Raw genomic sequence first — 16,578 nt, 5'->3', positions numbered from 1 at the left:
TGAAGCAAAACGCGTTTTATGAAAATAATCGACTACAAATCCAATGTCAGTGTTTTTGTTTTAGCACGAGAGCAACACGCCATAATAAGTTTACCTTCTTGATGCTCTTTGTCTGTTAGAAAAACATCACGATGATCCGGTATACCATCAAGAACATCTGTCATGCAGGTTCCACAGACACCTTCTTCACACGAGACGGGCAGAAACACACCATTATCTTCTAACACTTGCGAAATGGTTTGATCTTCCGCCACGACAAACTCATCACCGGTACTCGATATTTTAACGGTAAAAGCGCTGTCTGTAAGATCTGCCGACTCGTCAATGGGAGCAGAGAAAAACTCACGGTGCAATCGGCTCTCCGACCAACCTAATGTCTTCGCTTCCTCAAGTACAGAAGTAATAAAACCAGCAGGCCCACATACATACAGCTCAGTATCGCTGACCTTATCAGCTAAAACCGCGCGAATATCCATCCGCCCAGAAGAAGGTACTAGACTGTAGTGGAAGTGCATTTTATCAGCAAAGCGGCCACTTTCAAGCGCACTGGAAAACGCGGCATGGCGAGGTGATTTAGAGCAATAATGAAATTCAAACGGCGTACCATAACGAGACAAGGTTTGCGCCATTGGCAACAATGGCGTTACTCCGATACCACCAGCAATCAGCAAAGCTTTTCTTGTCGGACTCACGAGTGGGAAGTGGTTTCTAGGTTCACTTATCGATAAATGCTCGCCTATTGTTAATCCATGCACCTCTTCTGAGCCCCCTCTTGACGCAGGATCTTTTAGCACCGCAATTTCATAATAGCGCTCATCCGCTTGCAATCGACACAATGAATATTGACGAATTAACCCACTCGGCAATGTCAGCTCAATATGCGCCCCCGCATCAAAACTAGGCAGTAAACCTTCATCCGGCCTCCCCAATACAAGGCGAACAACAGAGTCCGCCTCAAGTACAACATTTTTTACTTCTACCGCAATCATCGCTGTTAATCTCCAAAGCAATCCGTGAATTAGAAGGAAATAGTTTGCAAAGGCCTCTCTTCAACCTTTAAATCAGAAACAATGCCATTCTTACTAAGTTTAGACGAGTCTTGCTCTGTGCGAATAAGTCGCTCAATAATTCGTCGAGATTGAACGCCACCCGCATCAATATTCAATTTTAGCAAGTCATAATCAGGAAACGCTTTCAAGTTGACCTGCTGATATTCGAGCACCTCTAGGTCCTCTTGAAAAATACCACCTTGGCCTTCACGAATACTGTCTGTTAATGCCTCATCATCGGCTTTAAAGTTCCGAGCCATCCCCCAGAAATACCACATAGTATCGTCGTTTTCAGGTGTAATAAAATCCACCACAATACTGCTTGCTTTAAACTCTTTTGGAGCGTCGTAGCCGCCCTTGCCCGCATGAGCAACACCAACGTCAATCATGACATTAGACGGAGGAGTGAAACGACATCTCTGCCAACGATCAACAGGGACATCATCCGCCAACCCATTCGCACGCAACGCAGCCTGCCAGAACGGTGGCGCCATAATATTCTCCATATAGCGACTGGTAATTACCTCATCTCCTTCCGATTGCGTTGATACGGGAGACTCATCAATCTCTTTTTGTCCAATACTTGAGGCATGTACATAAGTCTCGTGTGTCAGATCCATTAGGTTGTCGATCATAAGACGGTAATCACACTTAATGTGATACAACCCTCCACCGTAAGCCCAGTCATCACTTTCCGCCCATTCTAGTCGAGGAATCAAGCTCGCGTCCGCCTGAGATTGATCGCCGGGCCATACCCAAATAAACCCATACAGCTCTTCGACAGCATACGCCTTCATACACGGAAAACCTTGAACACGCTGTAATGGCATAGCTTTGGTTTTGCCATCTTCTCCGATTTTTAATCCATGATAACCACAGACAAGCAAACCATCTTCAACATACCCTAATGAAAGAGCCGCACCGCGATGCGGACAAAAATCCAGCACAGCTGCCACCTCATTTGGTTTAGGTCGATAGAAGGCGATTCGCTCTCCACATACCTTTCTACCTAGCGGCTTTTCTAAACCGATTTCTTCTGACATAGCAGCGACATACCATGCATTTTTAGGGTAAGTTTGATTCGTCATCTTAGGCTCCATTGGGCTTTTTGTTCTTATTGGATCCAATATAATCGGAATTGAGCTATTTATCCTATTTAAAAATCCCTAAATGGATCCAATTAATGCATAATCACTCGATAAACACCGAAAAATAAGAAACTATTGGATCCAATAGTTAAGGCAAACACTCTTATGGCAAAATCTGGTCAACAAATTTTAACCACATTACGACAAATGATTCTTTCAGGTGAATTCGCAGCAGGTGCACGGCTGGCCGAAATACCAACGGCAGAAAAACTTGGTGTATCTAGAACCCCCATAAGAATTGCCTTTAGAGCTCTGGAACAAGAAGGTCTATTAAATAAACTTTCAGGGAGAGGTTATGAAGTGAGATCTGTTTCGATTGAAGAAATTGAGGGAGCGGTCGAAGTTCGAGGCGCTCTTGAAGGTCTAGCAGCCAGAAGAGCGGCGGAAAAAGGCCTTACTGAAGAGCAAAAATTTCGCTTCGAGACTCTCTTAAAGATAGGAGATACACTTTTTGAAGGTCACTTTCCCCTAATGGAAACGGACATCGAGCACTATCACGATATGAACAAAGCATTCCATCAACTTATAATCGAAGTTGCAGATAATCAAGCTATTGCGATAGCACTCTCTAGAGATGAGCACATTCCTTTCGCGTCCGTCAGTGCTTTAGCCTATGACAAAAGCAACATGATCGAAGAAACAAAGCGATTCCAGTTTGCACACACCCAACACCACCATATTTATCAAACCATCGTTTCTAAACAAAGCGCTCGCGCAGAAATGATCATGAGAGAGCATGCACACGCTACGTTAGGACACGCTCACAGGTACCACGACGTCGACAAAAAAGAAGGCATAAAACTTATCAAAAATAAGTCACACTGAGAGAGAACTATTTCCTAGAGGTACTTCGAGCATATTTCCACCTTCTTTCATTGGCTGCCCGACCATTTCATCGTATGCACTTTGATGGCATAACACCATCTCACCAACCATTTTTTCAGTAAACAAAGACTGAAGATCAAGTTTGTTGTGGCTGGTTAAGAACCCACCTGAATCTTTATGCACATAGTCTTCACTTCCATCCACGATCACAGAAAGTTGATATAGACTCGATTCAAGAGAATGAATTCGTACTTTATCAAATACATCAATATGCCTTAGATCTGACACCTTCATAGGGTTTCTCCACTAGCAATTCAACAGTTTGGGAATAACATCACACTCAGCCCACATCGCGAAAAGTGCTTATAAACTTTTACGGCAACAAACTGCAAAAGGATCTAAAAAAGCACAAAATAATGAAAAAATGCATTACTACCATGACTTTTTTATGATAAATTTCGCCCTCATTTAGTGCAGAAGAAATGTAAAAGCAAGTCTGTCGCACCAAATATGCACATATTTTGCATTTTTCATCACACAGCTTTTATTCGTTTTTCGCTAAATAACTCGATAGAGATTCCCTCGAAACACTCGTTACATCTCTATTATAAAAATAATACAAGCGTCGAAACGCTATTACTCGGAGACTTTAATGGAAGGATTTATAGACTTTCTAAACGGAATAATTTGGAGCCCTGCTCTTATATACCTTTGTCTAGGTGTGGGCCTTTTCTACTCATTACTTACACGCTTCGCACAAGTTCGCCACTTCAAAGAAATGTGGCGCTTGCTATTCAATTCAAACGAGTCATCAGAAGGGATATCCTCCTTCCAAGCACTTGCAGTCTCATTATCGGGTCGAGTTGGCGTCGGTAATATTGCAGGGGTAGCAGCGGCAATTGGATTCGGTGGTCCTGGCGCTGTTTTCTGGATGTGGGTCGTTGCCTTCTTGGGGGCCAGTACTGCATACGCAGAATCAACACTGGGTCAACTGTATAAAGTAAACGACGGCGGCCAATATCGTGGTGGCCCTGCCTACTACTTTGACCGTGGCTTAGGATGGCGCTGGTTAGGTGTTCTTTTCGCACTCTCCTCTATTATCGCCTGTGGCGTGTTCCTACCGGGCATTCAAGCAAATGCTGTAGGTAATGCCGTTGTTCAAGTATTCGGCGAAGGTAGCATTGTCTCTAGCTCATATGGTGATGTTGGCACAACAAAACTGGTTGCTCTTGCCGTTATCTTGGTCGTACTTGCCTTCATTATTTTCGGTGGCATAAAGCGCATCGCTCACTTTACCCAAATTGTCGTCCCTTTCATGGCCTTGGGCTATATTGTGATGGCATTGATTGTTGTCTTTATCAATATTGACGCCGTACCGGGTATTTTCTCACTCATTGTATCAGATGCATTTACCGCTCAAGCAGGTTTAGGTGCAGCCATTGGCTGGGGTGTGAAACGAGGCGTATACTCAAATGAAGCAGGTCAGGGTACCGGACCACACGCAGCAGCGGCAGCAGAAGTTCAGCATCCTGCGCAGCAGGGGTTGGTTCAAGCATTCTCGGTGTACGTAGATACCCTATTCATATGTACCGCTACTGCGCTCATGATTCTAATCACGCAGCAATACAATGTACAAGGAACACTGCCTGAAGGTCAGTTCCTGATACAAAACGTAGACCCTTCCGTTATCATTTCTTCCCCTGCGTTTACGCAAATGGCGCTTGAAAGCGTGTTTGGAGGAATAGGCCCCGTATTTGTCGGCTTTGCATTGTTCTTCTTCGCTTTCACTACGATTCTAGCGTACTACTACATTGCGGAAACAAACGTTGCTTATTTACGTCAAGCGTTAAAGCTCAACATCCCTCTAACAATTGTAAAACTGGTTATCATGTTTATGGTCGCATACGGCACGGTAAACACGGCAGGCTACATTTGGAACCTAGGTGATGTCGGTGTTGGATTGATGGCGTGGATTAACATCGTGGGTATACTCGTCATATTCTTTATGGCGAAACCTACTATGAAAGCGCTAAAAGACTACGAAGAGCAAAAAGCAAAAGGCGTCGAGAAGTTTACCTTTAACCCTAAAGCACTGGGCATTAAAGGCGCGGACTTCTGGGAAAAACGCTACGAAGAAGAAAACAAAAAATAATCACTCATTGAGTGCTTATTTAACATCAACTACTTTCAAAAAACCGCTAAACGTCATAATCGTTTAGCGGTTTTTATTTACCTAATATTGTCTATAACTTACCACTTAAAGTGACGAGCTTCTACACCTAGTGCTTCAAATGGTATCGCAGAACCTTGTTTTTGCGCAGCCCCATGACATACGATAGCAGGAATCAAATGCTCCTCTCTCGGATGACAAAAACGTCCGCCATCAATATCTGCCCACCCTTTCCAACGCTCTTTTACGTCTTCTACGGAAAAGCTCTCTTGAGTAATCGTATCATCTAACCAGGTCTGAAAATGATTAACGACGGATTTAAAACTACCCGTTTTTGGGCTAAAAAACGCACGCATGTTATGGAAACTAAAGCCAGACCCGATAATAAGAGCATCATCAGGTAATGCTCTTCCTAACTCCTCGCCCATTTTCCAATGAAGCTCTGGGTCTAATGTATTGTCCACAGATACTTCAAGAACCGGAATACTAGCGTCAGGATACATCAACATTAAAGGTATAAAGACACCGTGATCATAACCACGTACTTTGTTTAAGCGTGCCTTGATACCATTTTTCGATAGCTTATTGGTTAGCTCCTGAGCGAGTTCTGGTGCCCCAAGCGCAGGGTAGGTCAATTTATACGATTCATCGGGAAAGCCATAGTAATCGTACAATAAATCCGGTTGTGCGCTTGCCGTTATTTCAAACCCATCGGTTTCCCAATGAGCGCTCACCACAACAATAACCGAAGGTTTGGCTGGCAGCTCAGTTGATAAGGATTTTAACGTATTCACCAATTCAGTATGTGCAGGATCACCCAATACAGGAAGCGGTCCACCACCATGCGAAACAAAAGCAATATTTGACATTGTCATACCCCTTTCTCTTTCTTCGAGAATAAATCTAAATAACTGGGTGACGTATCAGACAACGCTTTAGAACGGCCGTTACTGTCTTTCACCCAACAGAATAGCGTCTATATTACTATTGCTTAATTAGACAATAAACAACATAAAAAACAATTCATTATTTCAAAATTATCAACAAAAATATCAGTCTTATCGATTCTTCCTCACCCAACAGCGCTCACAGAACTTTTACACCGAATATAAAAACACAAGAATTAGAAACAACATTACTACTATTGAAATACATTAAGCAGTCAAAATCCCTCTTATCAATGGGTCAGCCAGTCTCAATTGATTGATATTCTGAGCCAGTCTCAATTTAGCAATCACTATCAACACGCTGAATTTTCAAGACTAATTCGAAATCAGCGAAAACACTTCTAGCACCACAGTTACATTGATGCCGCGCTCAGATACAGCCAATTACCTAGCATTACGTTCGTTCGATATAAATAACGAAAAAGTTTAAGAACGTTTTGTTTAAGAACGCCATACTGTGTCAGAAACTTCCCCCTGATAACGAAGGTTATAACCCACGATGAAATTAACTAGGATATTAATTCCTGTCTTAATGGCAGGAGCGTCGCTCGCCTATGGCGAAAATAATTTGGATAAAGTCGATCAGGTCTATCTCGGCATCGATATTGGCATTACAGAAGGCGAGCGAGACGACTCTTTCGCCACAGGTAAAATAGGCTATCAACTTTCCGATGTTTGGGGGATTGAGGCAGGCTATTTAAACTCATTAGATAACGACGCCCCTAAAGACGCGATTAATTTAAGCGCACTGTATTACTTCAATCATTTCGAAGACACGTCGATTTTCGCGAAGGGTTTGATTCAGAACGATGATGAGGTGACGCTGGGCATTGGCATCGGTCTCCAACATTTTGTTTACCCTAATGTCAGTATTTCACCACTGTTGAGCTACCTTCAAAATGACGAAGGTGGTGAAGTTGTAGGACAAGTTGGGCTCAATTACTTCTTTGGAAAAACGAACTCTAAACCAAAAGACGCCGACAATGACGGTGTCATTGACCAAAAAGACCAATGCCCAAATAGCGCACCTAATGCAAGCGTGGATATGTCTGGCTGCGAAGAGAAAGCAACAAGCAAACCAACGGTCGTTGACATGCCTAAAAAAGTGGATTCTGATGGCGATGGCATCTATGATTCTGTCGACCAATGTCCGAATACGCCCGCTAATAATGAGGTAAATGATCTAGGATGTACGCTGCCAAATGATAACGATCAAGATGGCGTATTGAGCAATTTAGATCAATGCCCAACAACACCGGCAAACACAGCGGTCGATGATAAAGGCTGTGCCGTTGTACTCGACAGCGACAATGACGGCGTCATGGACACTTCCGATTCATGCCCTAATACCCCAGCTGGCTTTTCAGTTAATTCCGAAGGCTGTACATTATACGACTTACAAACTGAAGAAGTTCAACTGGAAATTCGTTTTGCGAACAACAGCTCAGAAGTCAAATCAGAATCGCTTCCAGTACTAGAAGAGTTTGCGACCGCTATTAATAGTTATGACCTTAAGAATGTAGAAGTTCAGGGGCATTCATCACTTGATGGCTCAGCAAGCTATAATCTGCGATTGTCTGAAGCTCGAGCGCAATCTGTTGCTGATGTATTGGTCAAGCAATTTGGTGTCGACGCTTCGGTTATTACCGCGAAAGGCTATGGTGAAACACAACCTGTCATCAATGAAATAAGTAACGAAGCCAACACGGTAAACCGACGCGTTGTTGCTGTTATCCAATATGAGGACAAAAAGGCCGTTCAGCAATAAGGAGAACGAAATACGAATCGTGACATTGACCTACGAGCCGTAAAGTAGGTATTTAAACTTTGTGTCGATATCCGGCGCTACGACAACAAGCACTAGATATCGACTCAAAACTTAAAGCAGAGACGCACGGACACCAACGTAACGTTCAAAGGTGACAGTGATCTCTGAACCGTTTAAGTTTTCACCAATGACAACCAAACGTGAACGAGTATCTTCCGATGGCCATTCTGGCATAGGGACAAAGGGATGAACTACTTGCTGAACACCATGAATAATCACTGGCGTATCGGGCTTCTCCTTAAACTCAATAATCCCCTTAATTCTCAGAATGTTCTCAGCTCGCATTGTGCTCATTAGCTCCAACCAATATGCGAAGGATTCTTCTGGCAAAAGCTCATCAAAGACCAAGCAGTACGATCGAATATTGCCCGCATGGTGAGACAAAGAAAACGCTGCAGGCTTCGATGGAATGTAAGCATCAATTTTAAGCACTTCACTTTTCAACGAATTCGCCACATGTAGGTTTTATCGTCTGAAATTTGTTTATAGTAGTAACCACCTAAACCGATCCTCCAAGGGCCAACATGTTGACCAATCGAAAAGTCTTGAAGGTACTCGACACCATTTTTGTAATCAGTATCGTCGTTTTTCGTACCGATATTTAATTGAAACCAAAAAGAGAACTCTAGGCCAGTGCTCGTGACGTAGCTAACGGCAAAACTTGGTGCAAACAGCCAGAAGTTAACCCCTGCGTTTGCCGCTCTGTCTTTGTCGTAGTCACCAGTAGGCGCTTGAATCGCGAATTGCGCATTCATAGAAAAGTTAGGTGCTGACGCCCAATGAAGTATCAGCGGTGTAACCGTAGCATCACCAAGTCGAAACACCTCGTCTTTCGCGAACAGAGTCCCGTTAGGCGTCGGGGTAGTTACATCAACATCAACATCAACATTCATAATCGGCACAATAGCCGTATTTAACACCGAATAGTTCATAATCCGTCATTTTTAAATACAATGCAGAAATCGCGTTAACACCAAGCGAAAAATCTTGCCCTGGAAACGGGTTGCCTTCATTGCCGTGCAATGTATCCGCTTCATAATAAGCGTAACGCAACCCTAAAAGGCCATTTGGCGCTTTAGGTGGCAAAAAGCCTGCACCAAAATCAGATGCTCCCATTGGAGTGGTTGTGCCGCCACCTTCAGTAGCGAAAGTTTGCGTACTTACAAAGGATGATGCTGCGATTGCGATAGCAAGGGGAGTTGCTAGGCTAAGTGTTCTCTTTTTCATAATAAGTCCCAGTCGTGATTTATTGTGATTTATATTCGTTTTTAATCCACAATATTCACATTACAACTCACTAGAACACACCGTTAGCCGAAATTAGCACAATTACATTTGTTTGCACCTAAGTGTCTCTGAAGGAAGCTCACTGAAAAGCGTTTTATAATCGTTTGCAAACCGACTTAGGTGCATAAAGCCCCAATCTGAAGCAATATCTTGAACCGCGACCTCTTCTGTTGCATCACTAAGTTCACGGTGCACTGCATTTAAGCGAACCGTACGCAAGTAACTGGTAGGGTTAATTCCAAGCGTTTCCTGAAAGCAATATTGCAACTTACGGCGACTTGTCCCCAATACATCGCACAACTCTAAAATAGTCGGCGCAACGTTTGTCCGACTCACAATGTACTCCCTTGCTTTATCGACTATTTTTTTACGAGCGATGGGCATTAATACAACGTCTTCTGTCGTATCAGATAGGTCAATGACGGTTTGAATAATCGTGTCGTGGATACTATTTCGTATCCCTTCATATTCAAGTAAGGCCAATGAAGAGTCTTTTTGTAATACATTAGAGATGAGGTTTAGTGTACTTTTCCCTTCCTCTAAAGCCGTGCCGACAAGAGGGTAAAATCGAGGGGGTTCTAAAAACGTAGCATAGATGTCTTAATTACTTAAATAAGAGGTCAGATCACGTTTATTGATCGAGATACACTGAACACCAAACTCTGCGGTCGTTCGTACCTCTGGTAATGCATCACCTAGCGCAAACAACTCATATTTGGTGTAAGGCGCTGTCCCTCTGAATAATAATCTTGATTAGAAAAGCCAAATGGAAAACTGAACGTCATCGCATCAGGCCATGCTGTACCGCGCTTAATCAAAGACTGATTATATACTTCTTTCATGAGTTCAACGTCTTTAAAAGAAAGTTGCTGAACCTTACCTTCAAACTGTCCGGCAGATACCTAATCACATTCGATATCCCAACTAGAAAGAGCGCTTTCATGCGAATGAATGTCCGACGAATCGACCTGCCGGTATAATAACCCATCTTCAACTATTGATGCTTTATCATGGTGCACTCCAGACTGATAAACTAGTTGATGATTCAACTATATTTCTATTTTATTAAACAACGAAATTTATTCGTTTCCAATAACGGATAGCCGATTTTTAGACAACTAAGATGGCTAAAACAGCCGGGAGATCACCCAATACAACACTTAAACCCTTGATATTATTCAAATCTACGTTTAAATCGAAATCACATTATACGCATAAAAAAAACTCAAAAATCCAACAATGAGACGCGCTGAAGTAAAAACTATCCTTTATTAATCGCTTTCAGGCTCTTTTTATAAAACCTTTCTGCGCCTTCTTTTACCGAAATATGATTAAAAGCCACTTCATGTGAGATGTTCTGAAGCTGAATAGCGACTTCTCCCGCCTGCTCAGGTGGCGTTGCAGGGAGCCCCCCTACATAAGGTTTTAGTTTATCAATATAAGTGACCGTTTTAAGGCCAATCTCATCAAGGCTAGGCTCTAAATAGGTCCGAACATCGGACGATGCAGAAATACCGCGATCAAACCCGAGTATTTCAGCCGCCTTCAAGTTAGTCACAAAATAATTAATAAAATCAACGGCCTCTTGCGGCGCATAGGAATTTGCCGTTACCGACAACATTTGCGAAGGTTTATAATAGTGGCCCGGAGTGCCGTTTAATATAATCGGAAAAGGCCGTAAGTCTAGATTATCATCAATATGCTTCTGATAATTCACCAGCATATTTGAATGCGCAAAATCGAGTGTTGAATAGCCCATCACCAATAATGACGTTTCCATAGAATGCTTATCCAACACCTGTAAGTCCGGTGGAACGCATCCCTTAACGCCTCTTATATGCGCCCACATAGCAAACCATTCTGCGATATCACTAGCATCAAAAGCAAGTTCACCAGATTCGTTGTACAACGCTCTATTTCTTTGTCGTAACCAGTTATTCAACAAAACGGCCAACCCACTTCCATCCGTCATCGCATAAAGATTTGAGTTGTTTCGACGCTTGGCAAATAATTCACTGTGCGCAATTAACTCGTCCCAGGTCATGTCGAAACCGGGGCTATCAAGCTCTAGTTCATTCCACTTGGACGTCGCTACGACGGTCGCTGCAGAGTTAATACCGAGGTTGACCCCATACAGTTTCCCATTAATGCGGCAAGAATCGACATTGGCCTCACCAAATGAAGATAAATTCAAACCATTATCCAAATAAGCGTCTAACGGCATGAGCACACCATTATCGGCATATAACTTAAGGTATCGTAAATCCATTTGAATGATGTCCGCCAATTGCCCAAGTGCGACGTCAGAAATAAACGTCTGCCAGTGGTCGAGCCAATCAAAATGACGCCCTTCAATTTGAACACTCGACTGACGCGTTACATAGGATTCAATCACCCTGTTTGTTAAATCCGCTCTATTTTGCCCTCCCCACCAATTGAATCGAAGCCGAGCTTCTTCGGCGCTGAGATTGGGAATCCAAGCACAGTTTGCTAATAATGCAGAGGTTTTAATAAACTGTCGACGTGTTACAGGGCTACTTTTCATGCAGATCACCACTAATTATTATTAGTCTATTGAAATTGGTTATAGAGAAATTCGTTTCACGCTTTCCTTTTACGATGTTTTAGTCAAATAACGATGAGGTCGTTCGAGAAATTCCGACACTATCTCAGGTTTCATTGGTTTAGCAATCAGATAACCCTGAGCCTGAGAGCAGCCTTCTTTATTTAAATAATCAAGCTGAATTTGCTCTTCAATGCCCTCTGCAACCGACTCTATATTGAGGTTGGCACAGATGCCGCAAACAGCTTGAACAACGGCTTGACTGTCTTTCGACGTCAATACGTCATTGATAAACGATTTATCGATTTTGATGCGATCAAAACTAAAGCGACGTATGTAGCCTAAGCTAGAATAGCCCGTCCCAAAATCATCCAATGCGATTTTAATTCCCATCTCTCGAATGGCTTCAAGAATCTCCAAGTTCGCATCCGTATCCTGCATTAATGCACCTTCAGTTATTTCCAGCTCAAGCCGTTCGGGTGGCAGCCCAGACTGTGCAAGCGCTGACCGAACATCTTTAAGTAGAGACTTTGCAGAAAACTGTATAGGCGACACATTGACGCTCACTTCAATATCATTTGGCCAATGCATCGCCTCCATACAGGCGTGCAATAGAACCCATTCCCCTATTTCGACAATTAATCCCGTTTCTTCCGCAATCGGAATAAAGTCAGCAGGTGAAATTGGGCCTCGAGTCTTATGAGGCCAACGTAACAATGCCTCAAAGCCTTCTACTTCGCCGCTTCTAAACCCCCACTTAGGCTGATAGGCGAGCTCTAATTCACCGTTACTCAAGGCATCACGAAGTTGCATTTCCATTTCACGCTTGTCTTTAATTGCTTGACTCATTTCAGGAACGAAAAAGGAGTATTGATTGCGGCCCTCTTCTTTCGAATGATACATAGCCAAATCAGCGGACTTCATTAACTGAGACGTGTCGATACCATCAATTGGCGCTCTCGAAATACCAATTGATACACCAATAAGAATATGGTTTTTTTGGATAACATAAGGACTGCTGACCGCTCCAATTATTTTCTGTGCAAGGCTTTGCAATTCACTTATGTCCTCAATACCTTGAATCAGCATCGCAAACTCATCACCACCAACACGGTAGATCTGGCCATAGGCGCTAAAGTTAGACTTAAGCCGCTCAGAAACTGCCACTAACAGCTGATCGCCAATCGGGTGACCTAAGGTATCATTGACCTTTTTAAACAAATCCAGATCCATGAAAAAGACGGTTAACTCTGGCGTATGATCACTTTCTCGAATCAATCCCTGACAATCATCTAAAAACAAACGACGATTTGGTAGATGAGTTAATGTATCGTGGTACGCTAGGTGTTCTATTTGTTCTTGTTGCTGTTTACGCTGGGTAATATCATCGTGTACTGATATCAATCCCCCTTCGATCGTTTCTGCCGTTCTCACCGAAATAATACGTTTTTCATGCTCAGCGCCTATTCGATACTTTTCATATAGATAGGATCGGCTTTCGCCGTCAGACATATTTGGAATTAACTTAGCCCCTCGACGGTTACATATACGTAATACATCGCGAAATGGCGTGCCTTGTTGAACTTCGTCCTTATGCAGCTCATAGAGCGCCTTGAAGCGCTCATTGCAAAGCAATAACTGCCCCTTTGCATCCGTCATACACAAACCTTCCGGAATCGTTTCAAAAGCAATAGAAAGGCGATCTAATTGCGTTTTTATTTTCTCTTCAGATTCATCTAATAGGCGCTTTCGAGCTTGATTCAACTCAGTCACTAACGCGTCAAATTGATAGGCCAATGTGCCAAGCTCGTCTTTCCTTACCAGTAGCGCCTCAGGCATGGTCTGCCCCAACTCTTCGGACTCTCTTAACCTCAATACAAACTTTGTTAGACTTTCGATCGGCTGAATCAAACGCAAAGACAAAAGTATTCCGAGGCCAAGTAAGACAAAAACGGGCACAGCAGTAATAAAAATAAGAGACTGTTTAGACTGCTCAAGCGTATCGTAAGTACTTTGACGAGCAACCTGATAACGCGCTCTAGCCTCTTCTTCGACACCACTCAGCACAGAAGATAATGCCAATCCGGTTCGAGAAATCGCTAAACGCGTGATAGAAGTGCCAGAATAAAACAAGTTTGTGCGCCGCCATATATCATGAAGCCCGTTTCTAGATGAAAGAGCGTTCGAAAACTCATAGAGCTGCGTAAAAATATCATGACTTAATTCGGTATCAATTTGTACCGACGGCCCATTGGACGATGCCGCATTTAAATACTTATTTAACCTTTCTAAACTGATTTCATTTTGCTCAACCACATTGTTCCCTGAGTAAACTAAGGCTGCAGAATGAGAATGTTCACGGAGTCGTTGAACAATGTGCTTTATTTCACTCGTTATTAGCTCCAACAAAACCAATTCCTCTACATAGACCCAAGACTCCTTATTTAAATTAACAGCGCTATTGTGGGACGCTTTTTCCAACTCCAATTGGCCAAGCATGACGTTTGCCTGTTCGAGAACCTCTTTAAGCTGCTTAGAAAAACCCTGTTGCAACTTCGTTTGAATATCACAAATATTCGCAAGGTCTTCAAACGCACTTCGAGATTCCATAATCGCCGACTTTAGCTTACGCTGATGTTCAGAGAGCCCTAACATTCCTAAGAAATCAGAAAGCTTAGTCATGGTAAGTAAATCTTTTTCGACATGATCTTCGGGTAAATTTCGATGGGAGCCATCAGCAGCTTCACACGCTCTGAGCAAATTCAGCGAGCTGGTATTTAAGTCGTACATCGCGTTCGTGGCACTGATCGTTTTGGTCAACAAAGGCAAATGTGTTTCTGTCGTCACTGAAACGGACGTAAAAACGGTATTACTAAGGTTGACGCCGAACCAGCCAACGGCAGCGATGATGCTCACTATCGCCGTTAAAGCCACCATTGCTTTAAATTTTAGTCGCCGAGTAATGGATTGAACGTGATATATCAAAGCTTTACCTCATAGTTTGGATAACTCAATGAGTAAGACGGTATCTAAACAATGTTTTTGATTGAGGCGCAGCCAGTTCTAACGATCTTACTAATTGAATTGCTCTGATAGTCTAGATAGACACTTAGAATTCCGATGTTATGATGTCGTATAGTGACGGTAACAAGATGTATTTTTAGAAGACCATCTGTAGCAAAAAGATGCGAAGAGAAAACGCGTTCAAAATAAGAACGTCGACTTAAATCTGCTAGAAAGGTGAGAAATGCCGCAATTGAAGTGGTACATTTTATAAACAGACAAGTTTGAAACAACTATATCAATCAGAGCAAAAGATAAGATCTGTTCCTTTTTCCCATATTAGTGCGCCGTTCCAATCGGGGTGACACCATAGGTCGCCAATCGCAACGAGTGTACCCTCTTGATATATGTAAGGCAGATGATCTCGCCACCACGTTGGTATTTTCTGATCATGAAGCCATTTTTTAAGGGGGCGATGTAATCCATTTTTCAATTCAAGCACCTGTCCTTTCGGCCTTTCTCTAAGCTCTAACGGACTTTCTCCACGTTCTAAGGCGCAAGTTACCTTGATACGCCCGAATGCACAATTGAACCATTCGTTAGGCGTTAACTTGCCTAGAAGCGGCGCCCTATCTAATGGTAATACGTACAAGCGATGGGCCCTTCTCGCTAGCCGAAAATACGCTCCCACATATTCTGGCTGTTTTCCAACATTCGAAAACAACATGCCCATCAGAGCCTGTGTTTGAGGGGACGTAAAAGAAATGTTCTTTTTATTTAAATACGCAGAAATCCAATAACTCTGTTCATCTTCAGGTAATAAGTTCAAGTCCAGACTACCGTCGTCGTTACACATAGAGTTTAGCGCTTGACCGACTAAACGAGACACTACCTGCCATTCTTTTTGAATACGTGACGCATTGGCCGCCAACCTAATCGAGATATCTGGATTATTATTTTGCCATGGGTTGATCACGCTATGTCGTAAAAAATTCCGTCGATAAGCCTGATCTTGATTGGACTCGTCTTCAATCCACTTCAAATTGCATGAATAGGCATACTGTTCGATATGAAACCTAGAACAATTGAGCAAAGGACGATAAATAATAGCATCCGCTAGAGGACGACTAGATGGGATGCCACCAAGACCCTTCAAGCCAGTACCACGTTCCAAACGAAACAATACGGTTTCTGCTTGATCATTGGCATGATGGGCTTGAAGAAGAATATCATTCATTTGAAGGTGTTTTCTAAAGACTTCATATCGCGCCTCTCTGGCAGCGTTTTCAAACGATGCAACGCCCTCGATCACTACCTTTTCGACAATGAGTGGAATTCCTAACGCCGCGCACGATGTTTTACAATGCTCCACCCATGAATCTGCATGTTCGCTCACGCCATGATGAACATGAATCGCGCTTAACCGAATACCTTTATACAAAGACTCGATTGATTCCAACTCTGACGCAACCAAATGCAATAATGCTTCAGAATCCAAACCGCCGCTATAGGCAACCCAAATCGTTACGGCACGATTGTTTTCTCTCGGTAAAAATTGCTTTAAAGCATTAAGATCCAGCGTCAACACAGCCATTCAACCCAACCAAAAATTTAATTGCTCCAGAGAAAAACACAAAAAAACCTCTCATTTGTTCTCTATATCAGAGTAAATGAGAGGTTTTCAAAAGACAAACCGACTAGCAATCCTACTAAATATGAAAAGCTAGACTACTGAGCTTTAAGCCTTTGCATGCTGTC

General features: G+C 42.8%; 15 protein-coding genes. 3 read left to right on the top strand and 12 right to left on the bottom strand.

Annotation, left to right across the window (positions count from 1 at the left end; translation table 11 throughout):
• Positions 1–32: 32 nt before the first annotated feature.
• The gene (locus MARME_RS05925; protein WP_013660351.1) at positions 33–989 is read right to left on the bottom strand and encodes a PDR/VanB family oxidoreductase; all 957 of its coding nucleotides are present in this window, start codon (positions 987–989) and stop codon (positions 33–35) included.
• A gap of 29 nt (positions 990–1,018) precedes the next feature.
• Complete coding sequence (locus MARME_RS05920) at positions 1,019–2,137, bottom strand: aromatic ring-hydroxylating dioxygenase subunit alpha (protein WP_013660350.1); 1,119 nt, start codon at positions 2,135–2,137, stop codon at positions 1,019–1,021.
• 165 nt (positions 2,138–2,302) lie between these two features.
• On the opposite strand from MARME_RS05920, the gene MARME_RS05915 reads away from it, so the two are divergent.
• Complete coding sequence (locus tag MARME_RS05915) at positions 2,303–3,022, top strand: GntR family transcriptional regulator (protein WP_013660349.1); 720 nt, start codon at positions 2,303–2,305, stop codon at positions 3,020–3,022.
• On the opposite strand, the gene MARME_RS05910 is transcribed toward MARME_RS05915, so the two are convergent.
• A complete protein-coding gene (locus tag MARME_RS05910) occupies positions 3,014–3,316 on the bottom strand; it encodes a DUF6482 family protein (RefSeq protein WP_013660348.1) in 303 nt (100 codons plus the stop codon). The two genes, MARME_RS05915 and MARME_RS05910, sit on opposite strands and share 9 nt — an antisense overlap.
• Positions 3,317–3,674: 358 nt before the next feature.
• On the opposite strand from MARME_RS05910, the gene MARME_RS05905 reads away from it, so the two are divergent.
• Complete coding sequence (locus MARME_RS05905) at positions 3,675–5,174, top strand: alanine/glycine:cation symporter family protein (protein WP_013660347.1); 1,500 nt, start codon at positions 3,675–3,677, stop codon at positions 5,172–5,174.
• A 98-nt stretch (positions 5,175–5,272) separates the two neighbouring features.
• On the opposite strand, the gene MARME_RS05900 is transcribed toward MARME_RS05905, so the two are convergent.
• Positions 5,273–6,061, bottom strand: coding sequence for a DODA-type extradiol aromatic ring-opening family dioxygenase (locus MARME_RS05900; protein ID WP_013660346.1), 789 nt, complete (start codon positions 6,059–6,061; stop codon positions 5,273–5,275).
• 577 nt (positions 6,062–6,638) lie between these two features.
• On the opposite strand from MARME_RS05900, the gene MARME_RS21380 reads away from it, so the two are divergent.
• Complete coding sequence (locus tag MARME_RS21380) at positions 6,639–7,907, top strand: OmpA family protein (protein ID WP_013660345.1); 1,269 nt, start codon at positions 6,639–6,641, stop codon at positions 7,905–7,907.
• A 111-nt stretch (positions 7,908–8,018) separates the two neighbouring features.
• On the opposite strand, the gene MARME_RS05890 is transcribed toward MARME_RS21380, so the two are convergent.
• The 8 genes from MARME_RS05890 to tilS all read right to left on the bottom strand — a co-directional run bounded on the left by MARME_RS05890 (position 8,019) and on the right by tilS (position 16,414).
• Complete coding sequence (locus MARME_RS05890) at positions 8,019–8,411, bottom strand: CobW C-terminal domain-containing protein (RefSeq protein WP_013660344.1); 393 nt, start codon at positions 8,409–8,411, stop codon at positions 8,019–8,021.
• Positions 8,408–8,899, bottom strand: a complete 492-nt coding sequence (locus MARME_RS21375) for a SphA family protein (RefSeq protein ID WP_083799747.1) — start codon at positions 8,897–8,899, stop codon at positions 8,408–8,410. Before MARME_RS21375 ends, MARME_RS05890 begins: the two co-directional genes overlap by 4 nt.
• Entirely contained in the window at positions 8,850–9,194 is a 345-nt protein-coding gene (locus MARME_RS21370; RefSeq protein ID WP_049787755.1) for a transporter family protein, read from the bottom strand. The genes MARME_RS21375 and MARME_RS21370 overlap by 50 nt, the downstream gene beginning before the upstream one ends.
• A gap of 102 nt (positions 9,195–9,296) precedes the next feature.
• Positions 9,297–9,737, bottom strand: a complete 441-nt coding sequence (locus tag MARME_RS21365) for a helix-turn-helix domain-containing protein (protein WP_049787754.1) — start codon at positions 9,735–9,737, stop codon at positions 9,297–9,299.
• Between the two features lie 212 nt (positions 9,738–9,949).
• Positions 9,950–10,096, bottom strand: a complete 147-nt coding sequence (locus MARME_RS22265; RefSeq protein WP_190273422.1) for a hypothetical protein — start codon at positions 10,094–10,096, stop codon at positions 9,950–9,952.
• A 419-nt stretch (positions 10,097–10,515) separates the two neighbouring features.
• A complete protein-coding gene (locus MARME_RS05875) occupies positions 10,516–11,799 on the bottom strand; it encodes an ABC transporter substrate-binding protein (RefSeq protein WP_013660343.1) in 1,284 nt (427 codons plus the stop codon).
• A gap of 69 nt (positions 11,800–11,868) precedes the next feature.
• Positions 11,869–14,802 (bottom strand): EAL domain-containing protein, encoded by a 2,934-nt coding sequence (locus MARME_RS21360; RefSeq protein WP_013660342.1) that lies wholly within the window; start codon positions 14,800–14,802, stop codon positions 11,869–11,871.
• Positions 14,803–15,118: 316 nt separating this feature from the next.
• A complete protein-coding gene (tilS, locus tag MARME_RS05865) occupies positions 15,119–16,414 on the bottom strand; it encodes a tRNA lysidine(34) synthetase TilS (RefSeq protein ID WP_013660341.1) in 1,296 nt (431 codons plus the stop codon).
• Positions 16,415–16,578 lie beyond the last annotated feature (164 nt).

The organism is Marinomonas mediterranea MMB-1 (assembly GCF_000192865.1).
Classification (GTDB): Bacteria; Pseudomonadota; Gammaproteobacteria; order Pseudomonadales; family Marinomonadaceae; genus Marinomonas; species Marinomonas mediterranea.
Note: the sequence above shows the minus strand (reverse complement) of the source record. Positions and strands in the feature narration are given on the sequence as shown.